Here is a 23,448-nt window from a genome sequence, read left to right on the forward strand (position 1 = left end):
CAATGCTGCCACTGTTCACCGATCACCCACTGATCTGCGCCCTGGTCCTGATTCTGCTCGACCTGCTGCTGTGGCGTTTGCTCAGTGCCAGTGGCAGTCACTGGAAACTGCTGGTGCGGGCACTGATTTTCTCGTTGTTCAGCGCGGTGCTGTTCAACGAAGGCTTGAACCCGATGCAAACCGCGCCCTGGCCGGACAACGTGGCGCTGCACCTGGCGGCCACGGGGTTGCAGATTGGCTGGTGGCTGTTTGCGGCCCGAACCCTGACGGTGTTGATCGGCGCGCTGATGATGCAGCGGGTCGGGCACACCGGGCGGCTGCTCCAGGATTTGCTGGGGGCGGTGATCTTCCTGATTGCGGTAATTGCCGCGCTGGCCTATGTCCTCGATCTGCCGGTCAAGGGTGTGCTGGCCACCTCCGGCGCCGTCGCGATCATTGTCGGCCTGGCGTTGCAAAGTACCTTGAGCGACGTGTTCTCCGGGATCGTCCTCAACACCACCAAACCCTATCAACTCGATGACTGGATCTCCATCGACGGCACCGAAGGCCGGGTGATCGATATCGACTGGCGCGCCACGCGCCTGCAGACCGCCCAGGGCAGCATGGCGGTGATTCCCAACTCGCTGGCGGCCAAGGCCAAGATCATCAACTTCAGTCGTCCCAGCGATATGTTCGGGATTACCGTGAGCCTGCAGGTCAGCCCCCATGCGCGTCCGCTCACCGTGATCGACGCGCTGGAGCGGGCCATGCAAGGCTGTCGGCACCTGCTCACGCATCCCGCGCCGAACGTGGCGCTGAAAAGCGCCAGCAGCAGCGGTGTCGAATACGAGATCAGCGGCTTCGTCAGCGCCATGGCGCACAAGCGCGAAGCTCGCAATGTGCTGTTCGACCTGGCCTTTCGACACTTGCAGGCCAGTGGCGTCAGCCTGCTGTCCAGTGCTGAAGCCGATACCCCGGCGAGCCTGTCACGGCCGCGGGCGCTGCTGGAACGTTCGAACATTTTCTCGACCCTGCGCCAAGACGAAAAAGACACCTTCAGCCAGCACATGCAGTTGGTCACGTTCCGCGCCGGCGAATCGATCCTGCCGGCGGGGGAGGTCAGCGACCACCTGTTCATCATCGAATCCGGCGTGGTCTCGGTGACCCTTGAGCGCGATGGCCAGCCGATCGAGGCCGGGCGCATGGGGCCGGGCGAAGTGATCGGCGAAGCCGGAATCCTCAGCGACAGCGCGTTGCCGGCGGACTTTTCGGCCAGGACGTTCTGCAGCCTGTACCGCATCGACAAGGCCTACCTGAAACCTTGCCTCGATGCCCGTCACGACATCAGCGAGGCAATCAAGTCCTTGCTCGACTACCGCCTGCACACCGCCCAGACCCTGACCCAGACGGCGCCTCAGGTGGTGGCGAAGAAAGGCTTCATGCAGTGGTGGCGCCACCGAGGATAAAGCGCCTCGCCAGAAACGGGTGGGTCGCGTCCCGGCAAGCGCCGTTGGCAACGTCCAACTCAAGCCAGGCAATTGGCATCCTCAACTTCGCCGATATTGGTTATTTGTCCTGGCGGGTGGCGGGGCTAACGTAGGCCCCATCACCACCTGATCTGGAGCCCTACCATGCAATCGCGTATCGATTTCTACACCGCGTCCCCTGAAGCCCTCAAAGCCATGCTCTCCCTGGAAACCGCGGTCTCCCGGCTGCCGCTGGAAAAGAGCCTGATCGAACTGGTCAAGCTGCGGGCCTCGCAAATCAATGGCTGTGCCTTTTGCGTCGATATGCACACCAGCGATGCCCTCAAGGGCGGTGAAACCACGCGCCGGCTGTTCGGTGTCAGCGTCTGGCGCGAAACGCCATTCTTCACTCCCCGCGAACGTGCGGCCCTGGCCTGGACCGAATCCCTGACCCTGATCAGCCAGACTCACGCCCCGGACGAAGACTACGCGCTGGTCAGTGCCGAGTTCGATGCCAAGGAAATGGTCGACCTGACGGTGGCAATCACCACCATCAACGCCTGGAACCGCCTGGCAGTAGGCTTTCGCAAAATGCCCCAGGCCTGATCAATGGGCATCGGCTGACGGCGCGGTCGGTGGTTGCACCTTGCGCATCAAGGGCACCATCAGTGTCGCGACGATGAAGCACACCATGATCATCAGAAACGCGTCGCCGTAGGTCTGTGTCTGTGCTTCGCGGTAGGTCAGCAACCACAACTGCTTGAGGCTGGCGCTGAGCTGGCTGTCGACGCCCTGACCGAGGTCGGCGAAACGCCCGCCGACTTCGGCCAGCCATTGGTTCAGTGCTTCGTTGCTGCTGTTCAGGTGTTCGGCGAGGCGGGTGAAGTGCAGGTTGGTGCGGTCGTTGAGAATGGTCGCGCAAGCGGCAATGCCGATCGCGCCGCCGAGGTTGCGCATCAGGTTGAACAAGCCCGAGGCGTGCTTCAAACGCGCCGGGCTCAACCCACCGAGGGTCAGGGTCACCGCCGGCGGCACCGCCAGCTGTTGGGCGATCCCGCGCAGCGCTTGAGGCAGCATCAATTCCCTGGCGCCCCAGTCATGGGTGATCGGGCTGAAATCCCACATCGACAACGCGAACAGACCCAGGCCGGTCATCATCACCCAACGCAGGTCGACCCGGTTGGCCAGGAAGGCGTACAGCGGGATCGCCAGAATCTGAAACACCCCGGTGGAAAACACCGCCAGACCAATGTCCAGCGCGCCATAGCCGCGCACCCTGCCAAGAAACAGCGGGGTCAGGTAGATGGTGGCGAACAGGCCGATGCCGGTGACGAACGAGAAGAAACAGCCGAGGGCGAAATTGCGGTCTTTCAAGGCGCGCAGGTCGACAATCGGGTTGGCCACGTGCAGGGTGCGGCCGATAAACGCCAGCCCGGCCAGGCCTGACAACCAGGCGGTGACGAGGATGGTCTGGTCGCTGAACCAGTTGTAGCGCGGGCCTTCTTCCAGGGTGTATTCCAGGCAGCCGAGAAACACTGCCAGCAACAGCATGCTCAGGTAGTCCGCGCCCTTGAGCAGGGACAACTCCGGCTGATCGATCTTCACCAGCATCGGCACTGCAATGGCGACAAAGATCCCCGGCACCAGGTTGATGTAGAACAGCCAGTGCCAGGACGAGACGTCGGTGATAAAACCACCCACCACCGGCCCGAGGGTCGGCGCCAGGGACGCTACAGCACCGATGGTGGCGGCGGCGATCACCCGTTGCTTGCCGGTGAAGAAAAAGAACGCGGTGGTGAACACCAGCGGAATCATCGAGCCGCCGAGAAAGCCTTGCAGGGCACGGAAGGCGATCATGCTCTGGATATTCCAGGCCGCGCCGCAGAGCAGGCTGGCGACGGTGAAACCGACTGCCGAAGCACAGAACAGCCAGCGCGTGGAGAACACCCGCGACAGCCAGCCGGACAAGGGGATGACGATGATTTCGGCGATCAGGTAGCTGGTCTGCACCCAGGCGGTTTCATCGGTGCCGGCCGACAGTCCGCCGCCGATATCGCGCAGGGACGCGGAGACGATCTGGATGTCGAGCAGGGCGATGAACATGCCGATGCACATGGTCGCGAAGGCAAACACCTTGGTCGCAGTGCGCAGGCTGGCGGCGTCGAACGCCGGGGCCGGAGCGCTGAGGCTGTTGCTCATGGCGCACTGGCCACGGCAGCGGTTTCAGCGTCGGCGCGGGTGTCGACGGCGGCGGTCACCGAGAGGCCGGGGCGCAGGTGACCGAGTACCGCATCGGCCGGGTCCAGGCGGATGCGCACCGGCACCCGCTGGACAATCTTGGTGAAATTGCCGGTGGCGTTTTCCGCCGGCAGCACGCTGAACAGCGAACCGGTGGCCGGTGCCAGGCTGTCGAGATGACCATGGAAAGTCTGCCCCGACAGCACGTCGGCGCGGATGGTTACCCGTTGCCCGGGCTGCATGTGCGCCAGTTGATCCTCCTTGAAATTGGCATCGACCCACAGCCCGCTGGCGGGCACCACCGAGAGCAACTGCGCGCCGACCTGGGCATACCCGCCGACCCGCGCCCGGCGATTGCCGATCACGCCATCGACCGGTGCGCGCAGTTCGGTGTAGTCGACATTCAGTTGCGCCAAATCACGCTCGGCGCTGGCCTGCTGCAAGGCGGCGCGGGCTTGCTGTTTCTGGGTGGTGATCACATTCAGTTGGCGTTGCGCGGCCAGCAGTTCGGCCTGGGCGCGGGCGCTGAGTGCCTGGGCGGTCTTGAAGGTGGCGTCGGCCCGTTGCGCACTTTCCACCGAGACTGCATTGCTGCCGACCAGGCGCTTATAGCGCACGTTGTCATCGCGCGAACGGGAGGTTTCCGCGCCCGCGGCGTCAATACCGGCCCGTGCCTGGCCGATCACCGCCTGTTGCAATTGTTCAGTGGCATCGAGATTGGCCAGCAGCGCTTGCTGCGCCGCTACAGCGCCTTTGGCCTTGGCCAGGTGGGCGCGGTAGTCCCGTGCGTCGAGGCGGATCAAGACGTCGCCGGCCTTGACTTGCTGGTTGTCACTGACCAGCACCTGTTCGATATGCCCGGCGACTTTCGGTCCGATCACCGTGATATCGCCGCCGATGTAGGCATCGTCGGTGGTTTCGACAAAACGAGCACTGGTCCACCAATGGGCGGCGTAGAGGCCGGCCGCAACCAGTGCAGCCAGGCCAGTGGCCGCCAACAGCAGGCGTTTGGTACGAGGCGGGGCCGTCGCGGTGGCGAGGGTCGGGTCTACGGCTGACAGACTGGTCATGGCGGAACCTGCGATCACGATGATTATTACGATCATAATATGACGCATGTAATATTTTGTAGCAAATGCTTTCGCTAACCAGTCGTCAGGTGCTTGGCCTCAGGTGTGGATCAGGCGATGGGCGAGCACAGCTCCACCAGCGTGCCGTCCGGGCAGCGCACATAGGAAACCACCTGGCCCCAGGGCTTTTCCTGTGGTGCGGCGATCTCACGGGCGCCGGCCTCGACGGCCCGGGCATGAGCGGCGGGCACGTCCTCGGTGACCAGGGCGACTTCCATGCCCAGCGGTTTGACGCTGCCGTGGGCGGATACATGGCCACCGTGGAAATTCATCGCCGCCAGTTCGTCGGCGGCAAAGGCCAGGGCCGTGGCGCCGGTCTCCAGCTCGCCATAGGTGCCGGACTCGTGGAGGAAGCGGGTGGGAAGACCAAAGGCTGTAGAGAAAAATTCGAGGGAAGCGCTGACGTCGGGGACGTAGATGATCAGGTAGCCGAACTTCACGGTGAACACTCCTTGTTACGTGGGGGGCGGGCAATTTAGCACGCTGGCCCGCGACTGGGCAGGCCAGCGGCGCGGGTCAGAAGCTGTACTTGAAGCTGGTCATCAGGTTACGCGGCGCGCCGTAGTTACCGTAGTAACCGGCATAGCTGAAGTACTCACGGTCGAACAGGTTGTTGAGGTTGACCGAGGCGCTGAGGTTTTTGCTGATGTCGTAGCGCGCCAGCAGGTTGGTGATGGCGTAGCTGCCTTGGGTGAAGGTGTGCAGGTCGCTGCCGACTTTGCTTTGCCAGTTCACCCCGCCGCCGACGGTCAGCTTGTCGAGCTCGCCGCCCAGGCGATAGGTGCTGAAGGTTTTCACGCTGTGGCGGGGCAGGGTGGTGTTGATGCGTTGATCGTCGGCATCGGTGGTGACGGTGTAGGCGTAGCCTGTGCCGACTTGCCAGCCTTCGGCCAGTTGGCCGTCCAGTTGCATCTCCACGCCTTTGGAGGTCGTTCCCTGTTCGGCCTTGTAGACGTTGCTGCCCGGGTACTCGGCCTGCCACACGGCGAGGTTGTCCTGCTCCAGCTTGAACAGCGCAAGGCTTGCGTTCAACTGACCGTCCAGATGACTGCCTTTGACTCCCAGTTCGTAGCCCTTGCCCTCCATCGGGTCCAGCGGTTTGTTGTTTTCGTCGCGCACCCAGGAAGCTTGCGGGTTGAAGATCTTGGTGTAGCTGGCGTACAGCGACCAGACGTCGGTCAGGTCGTAGACCACGCCGGTGTAGGGAATGAACACGCCGGTTTCCCGCGACTGGGTTTCGCTGGCATCGGTACCGTAAGGGCGGTCCTCGGTGTCGCGTTTCCAGTCCACCAGGCGGCTGCCGAGAATCAGGCTCAGGTCATCGCTGAGGTGGAAGCGGCCAGTGAGGTAAGCCGCGTATTGAGTCTCGTCGATCGATGATTTACCGGTGACCGGAAAGTCCGGCTTGGCGTTGTTGCCGTGGTAGTCGAACAGATTGTCGATGGCGCCGGCCGGTGAGCCCGAATAGTCATAGCGCCAGCCACCGTAGCTGGGTACGTTCTCGTTGTATTTGGAAAGGGTCAGCCCGGCGATGATTTCGTGCTCGCGCCCCAGCAGGTCCAATGGCCCGGTCAGGTACAGGTCGAGGTTGTTCTGCCGTGGGGTGCCGGCGAACTTCACGGGCAGCAGGCTGGTGCCGCTGCCATCGCTTTGCAGGGTGCCGTTGAGGTAGGTGAAGACTTCGTCGAACTGGTTTTCGGTGTGCGTGAACTCGACCTTGCCGCTCCAGCCATTGTCGAATTTCTGCTCGATGGAGGTGAAGTAACTGCTTTGCTCATGGTCGTTGTAGGACCAGTCCGGCGAGGCGTTGGTCGAGTGACTGAGGTCGGTGCGCTGGCCATCGGGGAAGCGCGTCGGCAGACCGGAACGCAGCGGCGAGTCGACATCGGTGCGCAGGTAGCTGAAGCCCAGGGTGAGCAGCGTGTTTTCCGTCAGGTCGAATTCGCTGATGCCGTACAGCAACTGCGAATCCTGCTTGAAGCGGTCGATCCAGGCGCCACCGGTCTTGTAGTCGGCCACCACGCGACCGCGTACGTTGCCGCTTTCCGTCAGCGGTCCGGAGACGTCGAAGCCGCTGCCGTAGCGGTCCCAATTACCCGCTTCACCGGTCACGCTGGCCTGGGCGTCGGCGGTCGGACGCTTGCGAATCAGGTTGATGGTGGCCGAGGGATTGCCCATGCCGCTGATCAATCCGGTGGCGCCGCGCACCACTTCCACCCGGTCGTACTGGGCCATGCTCTGGGCGTAGTTGTCCATGCGGGTGACAGTGGGCACGCCGTCGATTTCGAAGTTCTGGATCTCGAAACCACGGGACCAGAAACTGTCACTTTCCGCCCCCAGGCCGTCACGCAGGACAATGATCCCGGGTGTCGCGTCCATGGTGTCGCTGAGGGTGGTCAGGCGCTGGTCATCAAGGCGCTGGCGGGTCATTACCGTCAACGATTGCGGGGTTTCTTTTGGCGTCAGGTTCAGCCGTGTCGAACTGCTGGACGACAAGGTGGTGTAGGAACCGGTGCCTTCAGTGGTCGAACCGGGCGCCTTGCCGGAAATGGTCAGGGCATCCAGTTGCAAGGCGTCGCTGTTTTGCCGCCGGGCGATTTGATAGCCGCCCTGGGTGGTGCGCAAGGCTTGCAGATCGGTGCCGGCCAACAGCGTGTCGAGGCCGTTATCGATCGCGTAGCGGCCGCTCAGGCCTTGGCTCATGCGGCCTTCGGTGAGCTCGGCGGGGTAGCTGATCAGCAGGTGGGCGGTTTCGCCGAACTGCGCCAAAGCAGCGCCAAGTGGCCCTCCGGGGATGTTGAAATCCAGTTGTTGTTGCACCGCCTGGACCTGTGCCGAGGCGACTAGCAATGGAGCGGCGACGCCCATGCAGGCGATGCCCTGCAGCACGGCCGCAGCCAGCCGCTGCTTGATCAAGCGTTGACGGATCGGAGCTGATTGTTGCAAGTGCTGCATGTGTGTATCCCCAATGAATGTGATCGCTGGGGATACAAGTCTCGTGAAAAACGAAAACGGCTCACCCGAATTGGAAAAATTCAGCCGAGGCCGGGTTTGGCCTTTAACGTCACCCAGTAACGGGTCAGGTGGTGCACGTCGAGGTCGAAGGTTTCGCCGAGGGCGCTGATGACCTGATCGGTGTCATCCAGCGGAAAGGTGCCTGAGACGCGCAACTCGGCAAGACGCGGATCGCAACCCAGGTGACCACGGCGGTAGCGCGACAATTCATCGACGAAGTCGGCCAGGCGCTGGCCCTGCGCGACGATCATGCCACGGCTCCAGGCCAGTTCGCCGGGAGCGCGGGGCCGACGCGCGAGCAGGGTCAGGCGGTCGAAACTCACGACTTCCCCGGCCGCTGCGACGAGCGCGCTGTCAGTCCAATCCAGGGGGTAGAGGCCGATGCCGCCATCCTCGCTGCTGGCTTGGGTGAAACCCTGGCGCTGACGCACCGCCAATTGCTGGCCAAGCATCTGCACCCGGCCTTCTGCGGTATGCACCCACAAAGGCGCAGCCGCTGGCGCATTCAGCAGAATCTCCCCGCGCAGTAACTGAATGTGTTGAATCTGGCTATCGACCCGCACCTTGATAGCGGTGTCGGTATTAAGCTGAACCCGCACCTGACCGGCCAGTTGCAGGGTGCGCCGCTCACCGATGGCACTGCTGAAATCGCTGCGCCAATCCTGTACCAGGCTGCTGTCCCGGGCGCTCCAGGCTGTGCCGCCAGCGGCCAGCAACAGTGCCAGGTTTTTCAGGACGCTGCGCCGCGACAGGGTCGACGACAGCGCGGCGCTGGCGAGCGGACGCTGGCCGGGCGAGCGCAGGCTGCTCATACGCGAAGCAAAGCCCTGGGCCCGCTGCCAGGCCAACTCATGCACGGCATCGGCCTGCCGCCATGCCAGCCAGTCGGCGCGGGTTTGTGCGCTGACTTGCGGCTCCTGCAACTCCAGCAGCCAATGCATGGCCCTCTCGGCGACGGCCAGCGGAATCGTCGGCTGCGCGGTAGACGAGGCTTGCGCTGACATCAGGCCCTCCCGCCGTCGAGCATGATGCACTGGGCGCCGGCCTTGACGATGTAGCGTTTGACCGTGGCGATCGAAACCTTCAAGCGCCCGGCAATTTCGCCATGGCTCAAGCCCTCCAGTTGAGACCAGAGGAATGCCTTGCGCACGGGCAATTCCAGGCGCTCCAGGACGGCGTCCAGCTCCAGCAGGGTTTCGAGCATGATCGCCTGGCTCTCGAGGTCCGGTGCCAGTGCCTCGGGCAGGTTTGCCAGGGCCTGCAGATAGGCCTTTTCCAGTTTCTGCCGGCGATAGTGATTGGACAGCACGCTCTGCGCCACGGTCGCCAGAAAGCTGCGTGGGGCCTGGACTTCGATCACCTCGGTCTTGGCCAGCAAGCGCACGAACACATCCTGCGCCAGGTCCGCTGCGCTGTGGGAGCAGCCGAGTCGGCAACGCAGCCAGCGCTGCAGCCAGGAATGCTGTTCGCGGTACAGGGTGGCGAGTCCGGGGTGGCAGGCGGGAGGGGGCACGGGCATGGTTCGTAGATGAGATATTAATGATAATGATTATCATATTTGTCGGGCGGGGTGACTGGCAAGTGCCATCACTCCTGAAAATCCCGGGCTTGCCGATGCACTGGGTATCCAACCGGGAGCGATAGTCATGCAAAGTAAAGTTCTGGCGATGGGTTTTGCTGTAGCCGCTGCGTTCAGTAGCGCCTGTCAGGCAGGCGTGATTCATTTTCATGGGGCGATTGTCGAGCCGGCTTGCAGCGTTCAGGCGAGCTTGGACGCAAGGGTCGAACTCAAGGGCTGTTCATCCGCCAGTCGCGGCGCGGCTATCGAAGCGCAGTCGTTGGTGCCGGCCGCCAGCGCCACGGCGCTTGGTGGCTCTGCGGTCAAGGTCAGGTTGCTGGCCGACAGCGGCCCGAACGAACGCTATTTCGACCGCCAGTATCAACTGCTGGATCAGGCGGGCCAGCCGCTGCACTCGGGCAATTATGTGGTGACCTTGAGCATGCCGTGAGCCTGCGTGCGAGGGCGGACCGCTGGCGCAAGACCAGCGGTCAAGAGAATCAATTGCTGCCATTAATAGGAAGCATTACTATTCACGCCCTCGCCACCCCGGCCCATCGCAATGACCGCCAAGCTGCCCCGCAGATCAGGATTTTTCGAGCACTACGAAGAGTTGGTCGGTACCTGGACACGCCGGTTGCGCAACCGTGCGCTGGCCGAGGACCTGGCCCACGACACCTTCGTTCGGGTGCTGGAATCCGACGCGGCCGGGGTGCAGCAGCCACGGGCGTACTTGCACCAGACTGCGCGCAACATCGCGGTGGACGGTTATCGGCGGGAGGAGCGGCGCGGCGCCATGGAGGCGATCGATCCTGGGCTGGCATCGGCCGATGACCCGGAGCACTACATGCACGCGATCCAGCTGGCTGATTGTGTCGAGCAGGCGCTCAGCGAGTTGCCTGCCAACTGCCGCACAGTGTTCATCTGGCAGAAGCTCGAAGGCCTGACCCAGGCGGAAATTGCCGAGCGCCTGGGCCTGTCTAAAAACATGGTGGAAAAGTATATGATCCGCACCCTGCGGCATCTACGTGACCGCCTGGACGGAGCGGGCCAATGATCCGCGCGCATTTTCCAGCCACCGCCAAACAGGACATTCCATGATGGAGACGGGTGATTGTGCCTGCGGCCGGAGCAGGGTTCGCGACGAGGCGGCGCTGTGGTTCTCGCGCCTGACCGACGCCGCGTTGAACCTTGAGGACCAGCAACGCCTGGATGCCTGGCTGGCGGAACACCGTCAGCACCGCGATGAGCTGCAGTTGCTGCGAGGCCTGTGGGGCGCTGCCGACCTGGTGCCGAAGGCGCGTCTGCAAGCACTTTGCGAAACCGCGCCGAGCCGGAGCAAACGTCGCCCGTTGCTGAAATTGGCGGTGGCCGCCAGTGTGCTCGGCGTGGCGGTCGCTGTCGGTCTGTTCAGTGGCCTTCAGCACCCGGCCGGCTACAGTGCGGAGTTTTCCACGGCGCTCGGCGAACGGCGTCAGGTGGCGCTGCCGGACGGTTCGCTGATCGACTTGAACAGCCGCAGTCAGGTCAAGGTGCACTTCGAGAAGGACCGTCGCGGCATCGAGTTGACCCGGGGCGAAGCCCTGTTCAGCGTCGAACATGACAGCAGCCGGCCGTTTGTGGTCGAGGCGGGCTCCGGCAGGGTGACGGTCACCGGTACTCGTTTCGACGTGCGTCGCGATCCCCATGAAACCCGGGTGGCGGTGGAGCAGGGCACGGTCAAGGTGCAGGGCCGGAACGCCGCCGACGCTGAGTTTGTCAGCTTGACGGCCGGGCTCGGTACGCGGGGCGACGCCACTGGCCGGGTCGCCCAGGCCCATGCCGTAGACACCCAGGCCCTGACCGCCTGGCGCAGCGGCAAGCTGGTGTTCAACGACGCCAGTCTGGTCGAAGTGGCCGAAGAGGTTTCGCGCTACCGCGCCAAACCGCTGAAAGTCGGCACGCCAGCGGTGGGGCAATTGCGCCTGACCAGCGTGTTCAAGTCCGACAACACTGACGCCTTGCTCAAGGCCTTGCCGACCATCCTGCCGGTGGCGATTCGCACCCTGGACGACGGCAGTCAGGAAATAATTGCGCGATAGATTCAGGTTTTTTCCGAGTTGTTCGTCTTCCTGTCCAACTGCAACTGGTTTGCATTAACAGACGCACCACTTTGCGATCAACAGGACAAGGTTCGACGTGAAAACCCCTCGCGCTAAAAACAACTATTCCGCTTCAGGTTCCGCTCGCTGGTTGCCGCTGGCCCTGGCCCTGGCGGTCAATGCCGCACTGCCGCTGGCCCATGCCGAACAGGCTGGCGGCAACATCCAGATTCAGGCACAACCGCTGGGCGCGGCCCTGACCCAACTGGGCCAGCAAACCTCCCTGCAGGTGTTTTTCGATCCGCAACTGGTGGCCGGCAAACAGGCGCCGGCGGTGGATGGCAACCTGTCGCCGGAACAAGCCTTGCGCCAATTGCTCCAAGGTAGCGGCCTGGAGTATTCGATCGATGAGGGCTCGGTGACCCTGAGCCCGGCGGCCACTTCGGCAGCGGCGTCCGGCCCGCTGGAACTGGGGGTGACCGACATCACCGTGGTTGGCGACTGGCTCGGCGATGCCAACGAGGCGGTGGTGCAGAACCACCCCGGCGCGCGCACGGTGATCCGCCGCGAGGCGATGGTCGAGCAGGGCGCCATGACCGTCGGCGAGGTGCTCAAGCGCGTTCCCGGGGTGCAGGTGCAGGACGCCAACGGCACTGGCGGCAGCGATATTTCGCTGAACGTCGGCGTGCGTGGCCTGACCTCGCGCCTGTCGCCACGCTCCACCGTGTTGATCGATGGCGTCCCGGCCGCCTTCGCACCGTACGGTCAGCCGCAACTGTCGATGGCACCGATATCCTCGGGCAACCTCGACAGCATCGACGTGGTACGCGGCGCCGGCTCGGTACGCTACGGACCTCAGAACGTCGGCGGGGTGATCAACTTTGTCACCCGCGCCATCCCGGAAAAAACCACCGGTGAAATCGGCAGCACCCTGGAGACTTCCCAGCGCGGCGGCTGGAAACACATCGACACCGCCTTCCTCGGCGGCACCGCGGACAACGGCCTGGGCGTGGCGTTGCTGTACTCCGGGGTCAACGGCAATGGCTACCGCGAAAGCAACAACGGCAACGACATCGACGACGTGATCCTCAAGACCCACTGGGCGCCCACCGATGTCGACGACTTCTCGCTGAACTTCCATTACTACGACGCCAAGGCCGACATGCCCGGCGGCCTGACCCAGCAGCAGTACGACGAAAACCCCTACCAGTCGGTGCGTGACTACGACAACTTCAGTGGCCGGCGCAAAGACGTTTCCTTCAAGTGGGCGCGAGTGATTGACGACCGCACCCAGGCCGAAGTCCTGACCTACTATTCCGACAGCTTCCGTGGCAGCACCATCGCCGCCCGCGACCAGAAGACCCTCGTTTCCTACCCGCGCACCTACTACACCTTCGGCATCGAGCCACGGGTGTCCCATGTGTTCGACGTCGGCCCGAGTTCCCAGGAAGTCAGCGTCGGTTATCGCTACCTCAAGGAAGGCATGCACGAGCAGGCCAGCCGCGTCGCGCTGGTGAATAACCAGCCGGTGCAGACCCCGACCGCCGACGGTCACGTCTACCAGGACCGCACCGGCGGCACCGAGGCCAATGCGTTCTACGTCGACAACAAAATCGACATCGGCAACTGGACCGTGACCCCGGGCATTCGCTTTGAAGACATTCGTACCGAATGGCACGACCGTCCGGTGCTCGACAACTCGGGCAAGCCGGTCCAGGAAAAACGCCGCAGCATCGACAGCCATGAACCGCTGCCGGCCTTGAGCGTGATGTATCACCTGTCCGATGCCTGGAAACTGTTCGCCAATTACGAAACCTCGTTTGGCGCCTTGCAGTACTTCCAGCTGGGCCAGGGCGGCGCGGGTGACGAGACCGCCAGCGGGCTGAATCCGGAGAAGGCCAAGACCTACGAAATCGGCACGCGCTACAACGATGACGCGTGGGGCGGCGAGGTGACGCTGTTCTACATCGACTTCGACGAAGAGCTGCAATACATCAGCAACGATGTCGGCTGGACCAACCTCGGCGCGACCACTCACCAGGGTGTCGAAGCCTCGGTGCACTACGACATGGCCGCACTCGACCCACGGCTCGACGGCCTGACCGCCAATGCCGGGCTGACCTACACCCGTGCGGTGTACGAAGGGGAAATCCCCGGCTTCAAGGGCCGTGACCTGCCGTTCTACTCGCGTCAGGTGGCGACCATGGGCCTGCGCTATGACGTCAACCGCTGGACCTACAACGTCGATGCCTTCGCCCAGTCCAAGCAGCGCTCGCCGGGGACCGGGGTGAATGCCGATGGCAGCTTCAACGGTGACTACATCACCGAGGGCACGGCCGACGGTCAGTACGGCGACATCCCTGGCTACGTGCTGTGGAACGTGCGCGCGGGCTACGACTTCGGCGCACAGCTGTCGAACCTCAAGCTCGGCGCCGGGGTGAAGAACGTCTTCGACAAGCAGTACTTCACCCGCTCCAGCGACAACAACTCGGGCATGTACGTCGGTGCGCCCCGCACCTTCTTCGTCCAGGCCAGCGTCGGCTTCTGACGACGCGGCATCGCGAGCAGGACGACATTGCGTCGACTGCTCGCGATGGCTTCACACCCGCAATACTTTCCCGCCAATCGCCACTGCCACCAGCAGCATCGCCATCAAGCCAAAGGCAAAGCTCAGGCTACTGGCGTGGGCGACGAAACCGATCACCGCCGGCCCGGCGAGAATCCCGGCGTAACCCAGGGTGGTGATGGCCGGTACGGCGATGCTTTCCGGCATCACCGTTTGCTTGCCGACGGCGGTGTACAGCACCGGCACGATGTTCGAACAGCCGACACCGAGCAGCGCATAGCCCACCAATGCGAACTCCCAGTTGGGCGAGAAGGTCGCCAGGAACAAGCCCCCCGCCGCCGTCAGTCCGCCGCCGACGATCACCCGCGTTGCGCCCAGGCGCCGGACAATCCGGTCGCCGGTGAGGCGGCCGACGGTCATGGTCAGGGCGAAGGCGGCATAGCCCAATCCGGCGTACGCGGTGTCGATGCCGCGCTCCTGGGCGAGGAACACCGCACTCCAGTCCAGCGCCGCGCCTTCGGCAAGGAACACGATGAAGCACATGCCGCCGATGAACAGCACAATCCCATGGGGCACGGCAAATGCCGGTCCCGAGCTTTTGCCGGCGTAGGCCAGCAGATGGGGCGCGGCCTTGAACAGCGCGGCCAGCAGCAACAGGATCACCACGCCCATCGCCGCCAGCGGTGTCAGTCCCAGGCCCAGCAAGCCACTGACTCCCGCCGCACCGACGATCCCGCCAAGGCTGAACATGCCGTGAAAGCCCGACATCATGGTCTTGCCGCTGGCCCGCTCGACGATTACCGCCTGCAGGTTGGTGGTGGAGTCGACGGTGCCCAGCCCGGCGCCGAACAGAAACAGCGTGGCAATCAACAGCGGGATGCTCGAGACCGTCGCCAGCAACGGCAGCGCCAGGCAGATCATCAGCGTCCCGACAGTCAGCACTCGCCGGCAGCCATAGCGCGAAGCCAGGGCCCCGGCAATCGGCATCGCCAGGATCGAACCCACGCCCAGACTCAGCAGCAACAGGCCGAGGGTGCCTTCATCGAGACCAGCCCGCGCCTTGGCGTAGGGCACCAGCGGCGCCCAGGCGGCGATGCCGAAGCCGGCGATAAAGAACGCCAGGCGGGTCGACATCTGTTCGGGGCGTCCGGGGCGGACCGGGGGTTGGGAGAGGCTGGCGGTCATGAAAAATCCTTGTTCTTTCGGCGGAAGCGACAACAGGGACACATCCTTGCACATCAACGGCTGGCAGACGACCTTGGGTTTTGTCGAGACCGCCGCGCTGCGAAGCCTTAAAGTGGGGCAATCGCTTGGTCCCCTCGTTCAGGATGCCCTATGACTGCTTTATATGATGCGCGCGGTAATCGTTACGTCGTTGTCAGTCCCACCGAACTGCGCCAACGCGGTATCGCTCTGCCGGATGACCCGCGCCAGGCTGCGCAAACCCTCGCTACCTGGAGCGCGCGGGCCGTCGAGCTCTGTTGCAGTTGGGCGCCTGGCACCCAGCCGACAGGGGCCAAGTCGCATCGCTCGGATGGGCTGCTGGTGGGGCCGTTTCAGGCCGCGTCGCCGTTCGATCTGTTGATCGTCAACACCGACGCCACGCTCGCCGAGCGCAGTGGCAACGGCCTGACGATTTTTTCCCAGGCCTTGAGCGAACAAGGGCTGTTGCCCGAAGGCGGCGACTTTGAACTCAGGGTGCATCACGATAAATCCGACAGCCCGTCGCCGGGCCAGACGCGGGTGAAAGCCGCTCAGGTCGAGGAGGTGAAAGGTTTCTGGCTCGACCTTGGCCAACCCGGTTTCGGGCCAGCGGCGGTCAGTGCCGTGGGCGTTGCAACGGTGCCGTTGAATGGCCGTGAACTGAGCCAGGTCGAACCGCTGTCGGCGCTCAACCCGGTGTGGTCGCGCAGTCAGTTTGTGCGGGTGGGTAACCCGCATTGTGTGACGCTGGTGGACAGCGCCGAGGACCTGCCGAGCAATCAGCAGATGGGCGAACCGGGCTTGGTCGAGGGGCTGACGCGCATCGCCTACTCAATGCCGGCCGGGGCGGGCAATCCTTGTGTGGCGGGGGTCAATCTGCAATGGGCGATGCGTTTGTCTGAGGGTCACATCGCGGCGCGGGTGTTCGAGCGCGGCGAGGGGCCGACGGCCTCATCCGGCACCAGCGCCAGTGCCGTGGCCAGTGCGGCGTGGCGGGTGGGTTGGGTCAGTGCCGGGGAGGTGAAAGTGACCATGCCCGGGGGCACGGCGCCGATTTTGTTGGAGGAAGAGTTGGGGCAACTGAGTCGGGTGAGTTTGTTTGGTACGGCTCAGAGGATTGGTTGACAGTCTCCCTTCGCTGGCAAGCCAGCTCCTACAGGAGGGTGCATAACCTTGTAGGAGCTGGCTTGCCAGCGAAGAAGCCAGTCCAGACACCACCTAACTCTGATCAGCCATCTCCACCACCGCCATGGTCCGCTTCATCAGCACCTTCCCCCCGCGAATCGAATACAGCGGCAACCCCTGGCTGCGGATCACTTCGTAATCACTGTCGGCCGACAAAATCAGCAGGTTCGCTGGGCGTCCCGGCTCCAGTCCGTAGCGTTCACCGAGGGCCATGGCTTTGGCGCTGTTGTCGGTGATCAGGTCGAGGGCGCTTTGCAGGTTGCGGTAGCCGAGCATGTGGCAGATATGCAAGCCGGCCTCGAGCACCCGCAGAATGTTGCCGTTGCCCAGCGGATACCAGGGATCGACGATCGAATCCTGGCCGAAACACACGTTCATTCCGGCTTCGAGCAGCTCGTTGACCCGGGTCACGCCACGGCGTTTCGGGAAGTTGTCGAAACGCCCCTGCAGGTGAATGCTCTCGGTCGGGCAGGAGACAAAACTGATCCCCGAGTGGCCGAGCAGGCGGAACAGCTTGGCGCAGTAGGCGTTGTCGTAGGAGCCCATGGCCGTGGTGTGGCTGGCGGTGACCCGCGAGCCCATGCCCCGGCTGCGGGCTTCTTCGGCCAGCACTTCGAGAAAGCGCGAGTGCGGGTCGTCGGTCTCGTCGCAATGCACGTCCACCAGGCAACCGGTGCGTTCGGCCAGGTCCATGAGGAACTTCACCGAGCTGACACCCTGGTCGCGGGTGTACTCGAAATGCGGAATCCCGCCTACCACATCGGCGCCCAGGGCGATCGCCTCGGTCATCAGTTCGCGGCCGTTGTGGTAGGACTCGATGCCCTCCTGGGGGAAGGCGACGATTTGCAGGTCGATCAGGTGGCGGCTTTCCTCGCGCACTTCGAGCATCGCCTTGAGCGCGGTGAGCTGCGGGTCGGTGACGTCGACGTGGGTGCGCACGTGCTGGATGCCATGGCGGGCGAGGGCGTCGATGGTCTTCTTGGCGCGGGCCTTGGTGTCTTCCGGGGTGATGGTGGCCTTGCGCTCGCCCCAGCACTCGATGCCCTCGAACAGCGTGCCGCTCATGTTCCAGCGCGGTTCGCCAGCGGTCAGGGTGGCATCCAGATGAATGTGCGGCTCGACGAAGGGCGGCACCACCAGATTGCCGGCGGCGTCGAGGTCGTCAGGGCCCAGGGTCGGCGCTTCGGTCTGGCGGGCGATGCTGGAAATCAGGCCGTTTTCCAGGTGCAGTTCATGCAAGCCTTCGCGGTTGCGCAGGCGGGCGTTGATGATGTGCATCAGGCGAATCCCTTTATAGATCTTCTAGTGCTGCGCTGGAGGCGCGGGTCCCCAGGACGCAGGTCAATGCCACATACGTTAGCGCGCCAGCACCGATGCCGACCAGCGGCGCAATCCACGGCGAGCTGAAGGCGGCGACCGTGCCCACCCCGTAGGCGCTCAGGCCGACCCAGTTGAACGCCGGCAGCCGGGCGTCGGCCAGGCGTGGGTATTGACCGCGATAACGGAAGAAAAAGTCCGCCATGATCACCCCGCCCATCGGCGGAATCACCGTGCCCAGCAGAATCAGGTAAGGCACCAGCAGGTCGTACATGCCCAGCAGCGCCAGCAGAGTGCCGATCACCGCGCCAGCCAGGGTCACGGTTTTGCGCCGGCGGGTGCGCAGCAGGTTGCAGCCGGCGACGGCGAAGTTGTAGATGGTGTTGTCCTGGGTGCTCCAGATATTGAGCAGCAGCATCGCCATCGCGGCCATGGCGAAGCCCTGCAGCAGCAACACTTCGACGACGTCCGGTTGCTGGTAGACGATGGCGCCGTAGGCACCGATCAACACCATCAGGCCATTGCCGAGGAAAAAACCGATCAGGCTCGCCAACACCGCGACCCGGGCCGAGCGCGAGAAGCGCGTCCAGTTGGTGGCCTGGGTCGCGCCGCTGACGAAGGTGCCGAACACCAGGGTGATGGCAGTCGACCAGTCGAGGCTGGCAGTCGGCACCACCGCCAGCAGGGCGTCGAAGCCACCGACCTTGACCGTCGAGACCCACATCGACAGCAACAACAGCAGCATCATCGCCGGCACCGCAATCCAGGAGAGAATTTCCAGGCCACGATAGCCAACATAGGCGGTGGCGCAGAACACCAGGCCGAACAGCACCATCAAGCCCAGCACCGTGCCATCGCTCAACGCGAAGTACTTGCCCAGCACCACCGCCGCGGTGGCCGTGCCCCAGGCGTACCAGCCGATCTGGGTGAAACCGAGGATCAGGTCGCTGAGCTTGCTGCCCACCTCGCCGAAACAGAAGCGTCCCATGAGTACCGAATTCAAACCGCTCTTGAAGGCGATGTAGCCCAGGCCCGCGGCGTAGATCCCGAGCAGCAGGTTGCCCACCACAATCACCGCCATCATCTCGCCGAAACTGAACGCCACCCCCAGCTTGCCGCCGGCAAACATGGTGGCGGTAAAGAAGGTGAAACCCAGCAGCACCATGGCCGTCGACATCAAGCCCTTGCGGGCATGCATCGGCACTTCGCTGAGGGGGTAATCGTTGCCCGGATCGTTCTGCGTCATGTGGCGTTCCTTGCGGGAAGAGGAGGACGCGAAGTGATTTGCAGTGCGCGTGCCAACGCCGTGGATGGCCTTGTTACTTATAGTCGAGGCGGGGGAGAGGGGTACGACGGTGGGCGAAAATGGTGCGGGGGCATGGGGCAATGTGAACTGTAGGAGCGGGCTTGCCCGCGAAAAACTCACGGGCGCCACCTTTACTCGGGTTTACACCAGCAGATCAGCCGGTTTACTCACCGCGATAGATACAACCACTGGTGCACGTCTCATGAATCCGGATCGCACTCAGCTCCGGCAGCAGCGGCTTCATCTCGTTCCAGATGAACTTGGCCAGCACTTCGCTGGTCGGGTTTTCCAGGCCGGGAATGTCGTTCAGGTAATTGTGGTCCAGACGCTCGTACAGCGGCTTGAAGATCGCCTTGATTTCCGAGAAGTCACGGATCCAGCCGGTATGCGGGTCGAGGTCGCCACTGAGGTGCAGCGCCACCTTGAACGAGTGACCGTGCAGGCGCCCGCACTTGTGGCCGTCCGGGACGTGGGGCAGGCGGTGGGCGGACTCGAAGGTAAATTCTTTGAAGATTTCCACAGTGTCTTGAGCTCTATCAGATGGCTATCGCCCGCGGCGATGGGGCAGGCGGCGAGTTTAACAGCTTGAAATACGGCGTGCGGGAAAACACTGACTAAAGGGTCAGCAAGTGCTCGCCGAGGCGACCGCTGGCCGTCAGCTCAAGGAATTCATCCCCCAGGCGCCGGCTTTCATCCATGGTGGTTCGCCAGTACTTTTGCCGGCTCGCGGCGTCGCCCATGAAGCGTTTGAAGTCATTGCGGTCGGGCAACTTGCCGTAGGGCAGGCGCGCCAGGTACTCCTTCGACGGCGCCAGCAGCAAGACGTCCTGCAAGCGCGTGGTGCAGGCCCGGCGCCACGGCAGGGTCTTGTCGAACCAGCCGGGAATGACCCGGTCGGTGAAGTGTGGGTAAAGCACGATGTCGTCGCCGCTGAAGGGCAGGTCGAGGTGATAGTCGAGCAGGCCACCGTCGCGAAAAGTGCCTGCGCCAGCACCCGGCAGATCGCGCACCCCTTGCATGACCATCGGGATCGAGCCCGAGGCCAGCAGGGCCTGGCGCAGATTACCGGCGTTGAGTGCGACGAAACGCGAAGGGAAATCCTCCAGCGCATGCACGGGTGGGGCGCGGCGCGGGTCGTGGATGATCAGCCGCTCGAAATGCCGAGACAGTCGGGCGCGCCCCCGCAGGTTATCGGCGATCACCGAGGACAGTCCCAGTCCCAGGCGCCCGCGATGATCATCGGCGAGCAGGCCGTGGCTCTTCACGACCATGATGTTCAAGCGGTAGTCCGGGTTGTCGAGGATCCGCGCGTCCTGGCCATCGAGCAGGTCGTCGAGCATGCGCTGCGAGCTTTGACTGATCTGCGCCATGCTCACGCCCTTGGCGAAGTCTTGCTCGGTGTACAGCTGGCCGAGGCGGCGAATGCCTTGCGCGGCATCCGGCAGGCAGGCACTGGCGAAGCGCCAGGAACCCACCGAGGCACCGATCAGCGAACGTTCGCGTGGCGCGGCCGGCAGCCACTCGCCAAATAGCGCGAGGTCGAGGCCCTGAATACCCAGGGCTTTCGGCCCGCCAGCCGCGCCGGGCAGGGTGCCGACCTGCTGCGCGCTCAAGCCGTCCCGGCGAATCCGCGCGAATGCCCGCGGGCCGGCCTTGAGGGTCAGGGCCGGGAATTTGATGTGGATTGCAGTCATAGCGCTCTCGCCGGTGATCCGTTGGGCATCGATAGTGGCCATTCAGTTTCAATTAAGTTCACGGCGGTAGTCTGGGGCCATACCGATTCTGGAGACATCCCATGAAAACCCTGACCACCCTGTTCACTGCCAGCCTCGTGGCCCTCACCGCCAGCCTGGCCCAGGCCCGCGACCTGGGGCCCGACGAAGCCCTGAGATTGCGTGACGCTGGTACCATTATGTCTTTCGAGAAGCTTAACGCCATTGCACTGGCCAAACACCCCGGCTCCACCGTCACTGAAACCGAACTGGAACAAGAGTACGGCAAGTACGTCTACCAGATCGATCTGCGTGATCCGCAGGGCCTGGAGTGGGACCTGGAATTGGACGCGGTCAGTGGCCAGGTGCTCAAGGATCATCAGGATACGTAATGAAGCTGAATCTGCGCGCCTATGGGCTGACGGCCCTGGCGTTACTGGCGGTGTGTTCCGTCGGGCTGGCCCGTGACCTGGATCAGGACGAAGCCCTGCGCCTGCGCCAGCAGGGGGTGATCCTGCCGCTGGAGCAGCTGCTGCAGCAGGCGCTGGACCGCTATCCCGGCGCCAAACTGCTGGAGGCCGAGCTGGAAGAGAAGCATGACGTCTACATTTATGAAGTCGAGCTGCTGACCACCGAAGGGGTGGTGCGCGAGCTGGACCTGGATGCCAGGACCGGGCGTTTACTCAAAGACGAGGAAGATTGATCGATGCGTTTGCTTCTGGTGGAAGACCACGTGCCGCTGGCCGACGAGATACTGGCCGGCCTCACTCGTCAGGGTTACGCGGTGGATTGGCTGGCAGACGGCCGCGATGCGCTGTACCAGGGCAGCAGCGAGCCTTACGACCTGATCATCCTCGACCTCGGGCTACCCGGGGTGCCGGGGCTCGAGGTACTGAGCCATTGGCGCGCCGCGAGCCTGGCGACCCCGGTGCTGGTGCTGACCGCGCGCGGCTCCTGGTCCGAGCGCATCGAAGGGCTGAAGGCTGGTGCCGATGACTACCTGACCAAACCCTTTCACCCGGAGGAGTTGCACCTGCGCATCCAGGCGCTGCTGCGCCGCTCCCACGGGCAGGCCAACCAGCCGACGCTCAAGGCCGCCGGCCTGCAACTCGACGAAGGCCGCCAGTGCGTGATCAGCGAAGGCGCCGAGGTCCAGCTGACCGCCGCCGAATTCCGCCTGCTGCGCTACTTCATGCTGCACCCGCAGCAGATCCTCTCGAAAAGTCATCTGGCCGAACACCTGTACGACGGCGAAACCGAGCGCGATTCCAACGTCCTTGAAGTGCACGTCAATCACCTGCGGCGCAAGCTCGGGCGCAGCGTGATCGAAACCCGTCGCGGCCAGGGCTACCTGTTCGGCGGGCAGGGCCAGTGAGGTCGATTCAGCGACGCTTGAGCCTGGGCCTGGTCAGCGTGATGCTGATCGTCGGCCTGGTGCTGGCGCAAACCAGTTTGTGGCTGTTCGAGCAGGGCCTGCAGCGCTACCTCGAAGCCGGCCTGCGCAATGCCAGTGAAAATCTGCTGCTGGCACTGGTGCGTGGCCCGCAAGGGCTGCAGCTGGATGAGCGCCGACTGTCGCCGGCGTACCAGCGGCCGTTTTCCGGGCACTATTTCAGTATCGATTTTGCCGACACCCACTGGCGTTCGCGCTCGTTGTGGGATCAGGAGTTGCCGGCGCTGGAACAGCCCGGCTTGCGCAGCAATCTGCAACTGGGTCCGGAAGGCCAGCAACTGCTGGTGTTGCGTTCGGACTACCGGCGTCAGGGCCAGGCAATCTCCATCAGCGTGGCGCAGGATTACACGCCGGTGCGCGAGAGCTTCCAGCGCATGCGCCAGATCGGGCTCGGCCTGGGGCTGGCCGGGCTGCTGCTGATCCTGTTGCTGCAACGACTCACCGTGCGCCGCGCCCTGCGTCCGCTGGAAACCGCCCGTGAGCAGATTGCGCAGTTGCAACAAGGGCAACGCTCGCAACTGGACACCGAAGTCCCGGCGGAACTGGAGCCATTGGTGGCGCAGATCAACCACCTGCTGGCGCACACCGAAGACAGCCTCAAGCGTTCGCGCAATGCTCTGGGCAACCTCGGCCATGCGCTGAAGACACCCCTGGCGGTGCTCCTGAGTCTGGCCGCCAGCGACAAGCTCGACGCCCATCCACAGTTGCGCAAAGTCTTGCTGGAGCAGCTGGAACAGGTGCAACAGCGGCTCAATCGCGAACTCAACCGCGCGCGCCTGGCCGGCGATGCCTTGCCCGGCGCGCAGTTCGATTGCGACGCCGAGCTGCCGGGATTGCTGGCGACCCTGAACATGATCCACGGTGAGCACTTGCACCTCAGCTATGTCGCTGCGAGCGGATTGCAGCTGCCGTGGGATCGCGAAGACGTGCTGGAACTGCTGGGCAATCTACTGGACAACGCCTGCAAATGGGCGGATGCCGAAGTGCGCCTGAGCGTCGAGGCAACGGCTGGCGGTTTCGTGCTGGCGGTGGAAGACGATGGGCCGGGCATCCCGCAGGACCAACGCGATCAGGTGATCAGCCGTGGCACCCGCCTGGACGAGCAGACCGATGGTCACGGCCTGGGCCTGGGCATCGTGCGTGACATCGTCGAAGCCTGGGGCGGCCAGTTGCATCTGGAAGAGAGTCAGTGGGGCGGGCTCAAGGTGCGCATCGAGCTACCCGGTCACTGAGCGGCGG

22 protein-coding genes are annotated in these 23,448 nt (G+C 63.8%); 11 read left to right on the forward strand and 11 right to left on the reverse strand.

What is annotated here, in order from left to right; translation table 11 throughout:
• Positions 1 to 2: 2 nt before the first annotated feature.
• Together ACZYR5_RS19650 and ACZYR5_RS19655 are read left to right on the forward strand one after the other, a co-directional pair.
• Positions 3 to 1,445, forward strand: a complete 1,443-nt coding sequence (locus tag ACZYR5_RS19650; RefSeq protein ID WP_489091121.1) for a mechanosensitive ion channel domain-containing protein — start codon at positions 3 to 5, stop codon at positions 1,443 to 1,445.
• Positions 1,446 to 1,610: 165 nt separating this feature from the next.
• Positions 1,611 to 2,051 carry a carboxymuconolactone decarboxylase family protein gene (locus ACZYR5_RS19655; protein WP_489091122.1) on the forward strand — a complete coding sequence of 147 codons (441 nt, stop codon included), beginning with the start codon at positions 1,611 to 1,613 and terminating at the stop codon, positions 2,049 to 2,051.
• Here ACZYR5_RS19655 and ACZYR5_RS19660 read toward each other — a convergent pair whose 3' ends face one another.
• From ACZYR5_RS19660 to ACZYR5_RS19685, 6 genes are all read right to left on the reverse strand, one after another.
• Complete coding sequence (locus ACZYR5_RS19660; RefSeq protein WP_489091123.1) at positions 2,052 to 3,644, reverse strand: DHA2 family efflux MFS transporter permease subunit; 1,593 nt, start codon at positions 3,642 to 3,644, stop codon at positions 2,052 to 2,054. It abuts the gene before it with no gap.
• Positions 3,641 to 4,753, reverse strand: coding sequence for an HlyD family secretion protein (locus ACZYR5_RS19665; RefSeq protein ID WP_489091124.1), 1,113 nt, complete (start codon positions 4,751 to 4,753; stop codon positions 3,641 to 3,643). Before ACZYR5_RS19665 ends, ACZYR5_RS19660 begins: the two co-directional genes overlap by 4 nt.
• A 110-nt stretch (positions 4,754 to 4,863) precedes the next feature.
• The gene (locus ACZYR5_RS19670) at positions 4,864 to 5,253 is read right to left on the reverse strand and encodes a VOC family protein (protein ID WP_489091125.1); all 390 of its coding nucleotides are present in this window, start codon (positions 5,251 to 5,253) and stop codon (positions 4,864 to 4,866) included.
• A 76-nt stretch (positions 5,254 to 5,329) separates the two neighbouring features.
• Positions 5,330 to 7,768 (reverse strand): TonB-dependent siderophore receptor, encoded by a 2,439-nt coding sequence (locus ACZYR5_RS19675; RefSeq protein ID WP_489091126.1) that lies wholly within the window; start codon positions 7,766 to 7,768, stop codon positions 5,330 to 5,332.
• Positions 7,769 to 7,848: 80 nt separating this feature from the next.
• The gene (locus ACZYR5_RS19680; protein WP_489091127.1) at positions 7,849 to 8,832 is read right to left on the reverse strand and encodes a FecR domain-containing protein; all 984 of its coding nucleotides are present in this window, start codon (positions 8,830 to 8,832) and stop codon (positions 7,849 to 7,851) included.
• Entirely contained in the window at positions 8,832 to 9,347 is a 516-nt protein-coding gene (locus tag ACZYR5_RS19685; RefSeq protein ID WP_489091128.1) for a sigma-70 family RNA polymerase sigma factor, read from the reverse strand. Before ACZYR5_RS19685 ends, ACZYR5_RS19680 begins: the two co-directional genes overlap by 1 nt.
• A gap of 127 nt (positions 9,348 to 9,474) precedes the next feature.
• Here ACZYR5_RS19685 and ACZYR5_RS19690 point away from each other — a divergent pair, with 127 nt between their 5' ends.
• The 4 genes from ACZYR5_RS19690 (at position 9,475) to ACZYR5_RS19705 (ending at position 14,015) form a co-directional block, all read left to right on the forward strand.
• On the forward strand, positions 9,475 to 9,837 hold the full coding sequence (locus ACZYR5_RS19690) for a type 1 fimbrial protein (RefSeq protein WP_489091129.1): 363 nt from the start codon (positions 9,475 to 9,477) through the stop codon (positions 9,835 to 9,837).
• Positions 9,838 to 9,948: 111 nt separating this feature from the next.
• Complete coding sequence (locus tag ACZYR5_RS19695; protein WP_489091130.1) at positions 9,949 to 10,443, forward strand: sigma-70 family RNA polymerase sigma factor; 495 nt, start codon at positions 9,949 to 9,951, stop codon at positions 10,441 to 10,443.
• A 40-nt stretch (positions 10,444 to 10,483) separates the two neighbouring features.
• A complete protein-coding gene (locus tag ACZYR5_RS19700) occupies positions 10,484 to 11,467 on the forward strand; it encodes a FecR family protein (RefSeq protein ID WP_489091131.1) in 984 nt (327 codons plus the stop codon).
• A 97-nt stretch (positions 11,468 to 11,564) separates the two neighbouring features.
• Entirely contained in the window at positions 11,565 to 14,015 is a 2,451-nt protein-coding gene (locus ACZYR5_RS19705) for a TonB-dependent siderophore receptor (RefSeq protein ID WP_489091132.1), read from the forward strand.
• Positions 14,016 to 14,066: 51 nt separating this feature from the next.
• Here the strand turns inward: ACZYR5_RS19705 and ACZYR5_RS19710 are convergent, their stop codons facing one another.
• The gene (locus ACZYR5_RS19710; protein WP_489091133.1) at positions 14,067 to 15,218 is read right to left on the reverse strand and encodes an MFS transporter; all 1,152 of its coding nucleotides are present in this window, start codon (positions 15,216 to 15,218) and stop codon (positions 14,067 to 14,069) included.
• Positions 15,219 to 15,368: 150 nt separating this feature from the next.
• Here ACZYR5_RS19710 and ACZYR5_RS19715 point away from each other — a divergent pair, with 150 nt between their 5' ends.
• Positions 15,369 to 16,361, forward strand: coding sequence for a diaminopimelate epimerase (locus ACZYR5_RS19715; RefSeq protein ID WP_489091134.1), 993 nt, complete (start codon positions 15,369 to 15,371; stop codon positions 16,359 to 16,361).
• A 93-nt stretch (positions 16,362 to 16,454) separates the two neighbouring features.
• Here ACZYR5_RS19715 and codA read toward each other — a convergent pair whose 3' ends face one another.
• The 4 genes from codA to ACZYR5_RS19735 all read right to left on the reverse strand — a co-directional run bounded on the left by codA (position 16,455) and on the right by ACZYR5_RS19735 (position 20,738).
• Positions 16,455 to 17,699: a cytosine deaminase gene (codA, locus tag ACZYR5_RS19720; protein ID WP_489091135.1), complete on the reverse strand. Its 1,245-nt coding sequence runs from the start codon at positions 17,697 to 17,699 to the stop codon at positions 16,455 to 16,457.
• A 13-nt stretch (positions 17,700 to 17,712) separates the two neighbouring features.
• The gene (gene codB / locus ACZYR5_RS19725; RefSeq protein WP_489091136.1) at positions 17,713 to 18,984 is read right to left on the reverse strand and encodes a cytosine permease; all 1,272 of its coding nucleotides are present in this window, start codon (positions 18,982 to 18,984) and stop codon (positions 17,713 to 17,715) included.
• A gap of 223 nt (positions 18,985 to 19,207) precedes the next feature.
• Positions 19,208 to 19,564 (reverse strand): 6-carboxytetrahydropterin synthase QueD, encoded by a 357-nt coding sequence (queD, locus tag ACZYR5_RS19730; protein WP_007915588.1) that lies wholly within the window; start codon positions 19,562 to 19,564, stop codon positions 19,208 to 19,210.
• A gap of 94 nt (positions 19,565 to 19,658) precedes the next feature.
• On the reverse strand, positions 19,659 to 20,738 hold the full coding sequence (locus tag ACZYR5_RS19735; RefSeq protein WP_489091230.1) for a patatin-like phospholipase family protein: 1,080 nt from the start codon (positions 20,736 to 20,738) through the stop codon (positions 19,659 to 19,661).
• A 101-nt stretch (positions 20,739 to 20,839) separates the two neighbouring features.
• Here ACZYR5_RS19735 and ACZYR5_RS19740 point away from each other — a divergent pair, with 101 nt between their 5' ends.
• The 4 genes from ACZYR5_RS19740 to ACZYR5_RS19755 are packed head-to-tail and all read left to right on the forward strand — an operon-like array spanning position 20,840 to position 23,441.
• Positions 20,840 to 21,148, forward strand: coding sequence for a PepSY domain-containing protein (locus ACZYR5_RS19740; protein WP_489091137.1), 309 nt, complete (start codon positions 20,840 to 20,842; stop codon positions 21,146 to 21,148).
• Positions 21,148 to 21,459 carry a PepSY domain-containing protein gene (locus tag ACZYR5_RS19745; protein WP_489091138.1) on the forward strand — a complete coding sequence of 104 codons (312 nt, stop codon included), beginning with the start codon at positions 21,148 to 21,150 and terminating at the stop codon, positions 21,457 to 21,459. Before ACZYR5_RS19740 ends, ACZYR5_RS19745 begins: the two co-directional genes overlap by 1 nt.
• Before the next feature lie 3 nt (positions 21,460 to 21,462).
• The gene (locus tag ACZYR5_RS19750) at positions 21,463 to 22,131 is read left to right on the forward strand and encodes a response regulator transcription factor (RefSeq protein ID WP_489091139.1); all 669 of its coding nucleotides are present in this window, start codon (positions 21,463 to 21,465) and stop codon (positions 22,129 to 22,131) included.
• Positions 22,128 to 23,441 (forward strand): ATP-binding protein, encoded by a 1,314-nt coding sequence (locus ACZYR5_RS19755; protein ID WP_489091140.1) that lies wholly within the window; start codon positions 22,128 to 22,130, stop codon positions 23,439 to 23,441. Before ACZYR5_RS19750 ends, ACZYR5_RS19755 begins: the two co-directional genes overlap by 4 nt.
• Positions 23,442 to 23,448 lie beyond the last annotated feature (7 nt).

It is taken from the genome of Pseudomonas sp. F007, from assembly GCF_057814275.1.

Excerpts from the sequence above, each read along its gene's own strand:
- codB (WP_489091136.1), bottom strand. The coding sequence starts at position 18,984 with ATGACGCAGAACGATCCGGGCAACGATTACCCCCTCAGCGAAGTGCCG.
- ACZYR5_RS19710 (WP_489091133.1), bottom strand. The coding sequence starts at position 15,218 with ATGACCGCCAGCCTCTCCCAACCCCCGGTCCGCCCCGGACGCCCCGAA.
- codA (WP_489091135.1), bottom strand. The coding sequence starts at position 17,699 with ATGCACATCATCAACGCCCGCCTGCGCAACCGCGAAGGCTTGCATGAA.
- ACZYR5_RS19675 (WP_489091126.1), bottom strand. The coding sequence starts at position 7,768 with ATGCAGCACTTGCAACAATCAGCTCCGATCCGTCAACGCTTGATCAAG.
- ACZYR5_RS19715 (WP_489091134.1), top strand. The coding sequence starts at position 15,369 with ATGACTGCTTTATATGATGCGCGCGGTAATCGTTACGTCGTTGTCAGT.
- ACZYR5_RS19745 (WP_489091138.1), top strand. The coding sequence starts at position 21,148 with ATGAAGCTGAATCTGCGCGCCTATGGGCTGACGGCCCTGGCGTTACTG.
- ACZYR5_RS19740 (WP_489091137.1), top strand. The coding sequence starts at position 20,840 with ATGAAAACCCTGACCACCCTGTTCACTGCCAGCCTCGTGGCCCTCACC.
- ACZYR5_RS19700 (WP_489091131.1), top strand. The coding sequence starts at position 10,484 with ATGATGGAGACGGGTGATTGTGCCTGCGGCCGGAGCAGGGTTCGCGAC.
- ACZYR5_RS19665 (WP_489091124.1), bottom strand. The coding sequence starts at position 4,753 with ATGACCAGTCTGTCAGCCGTAGACCCGACCCTCGCCACCGCGACGGCC.
- ACZYR5_RS19750 (WP_489091139.1), top strand. The coding sequence starts at position 21,463 with ATGCGTTTGCTTCTGGTGGAAGACCACGTGCCGCTGGCCGACGAGATA.
- ACZYR5_RS19695 (WP_489091130.1), top strand. The coding sequence starts at position 9,949 with ATGACCGCCAAGCTGCCCCGCAGATCAGGATTTTTCGAGCACTACGAA.
- ACZYR5_RS19655 (WP_489091122.1), top strand. The coding sequence starts at position 1,611 with ATGCAATCGCGTATCGATTTCTACACCGCGTCCCCTGAAGCCCTCAAA.
- ACZYR5_RS19650 (WP_489091121.1), top strand. The coding sequence starts at position 3 with ATGCTGCCACTGTTCACCGATCACCCACTGATCTGCGCCCTGGTCCTG.
- ACZYR5_RS19735 (WP_489091230.1), bottom strand. The coding sequence starts at position 20,738 with ATGACTGCAATCCACATCAAATTCCCGGCCCTGACCCTCAAGGCCGGC.
- ACZYR5_RS19685 (WP_489091128.1), bottom strand. The coding sequence starts at position 9,347 with ATGCCCGTGCCCCCTCCCGCCTGCCACCCCGGACTCGCCACCCTGTAC.
- ACZYR5_RS19690 (WP_489091129.1), top strand. The coding sequence starts at position 9,475 with ATGCAAAGTAAAGTTCTGGCGATGGGTTTTGCTGTAGCCGCTGCGTTC.
- ACZYR5_RS19660 (WP_489091123.1), bottom strand. The coding sequence starts at position 3,644 with ATGAGCAACAGCCTCAGCGCTCCGGCCCCGGCGTTCGACGCCGCCAGC.
- ACZYR5_RS19680 (WP_489091127.1), bottom strand. The coding sequence starts at position 8,832 with ATGTCAGCGCAAGCCTCGTCTACCGCGCAGCCGACGATTCCGCTGGCC.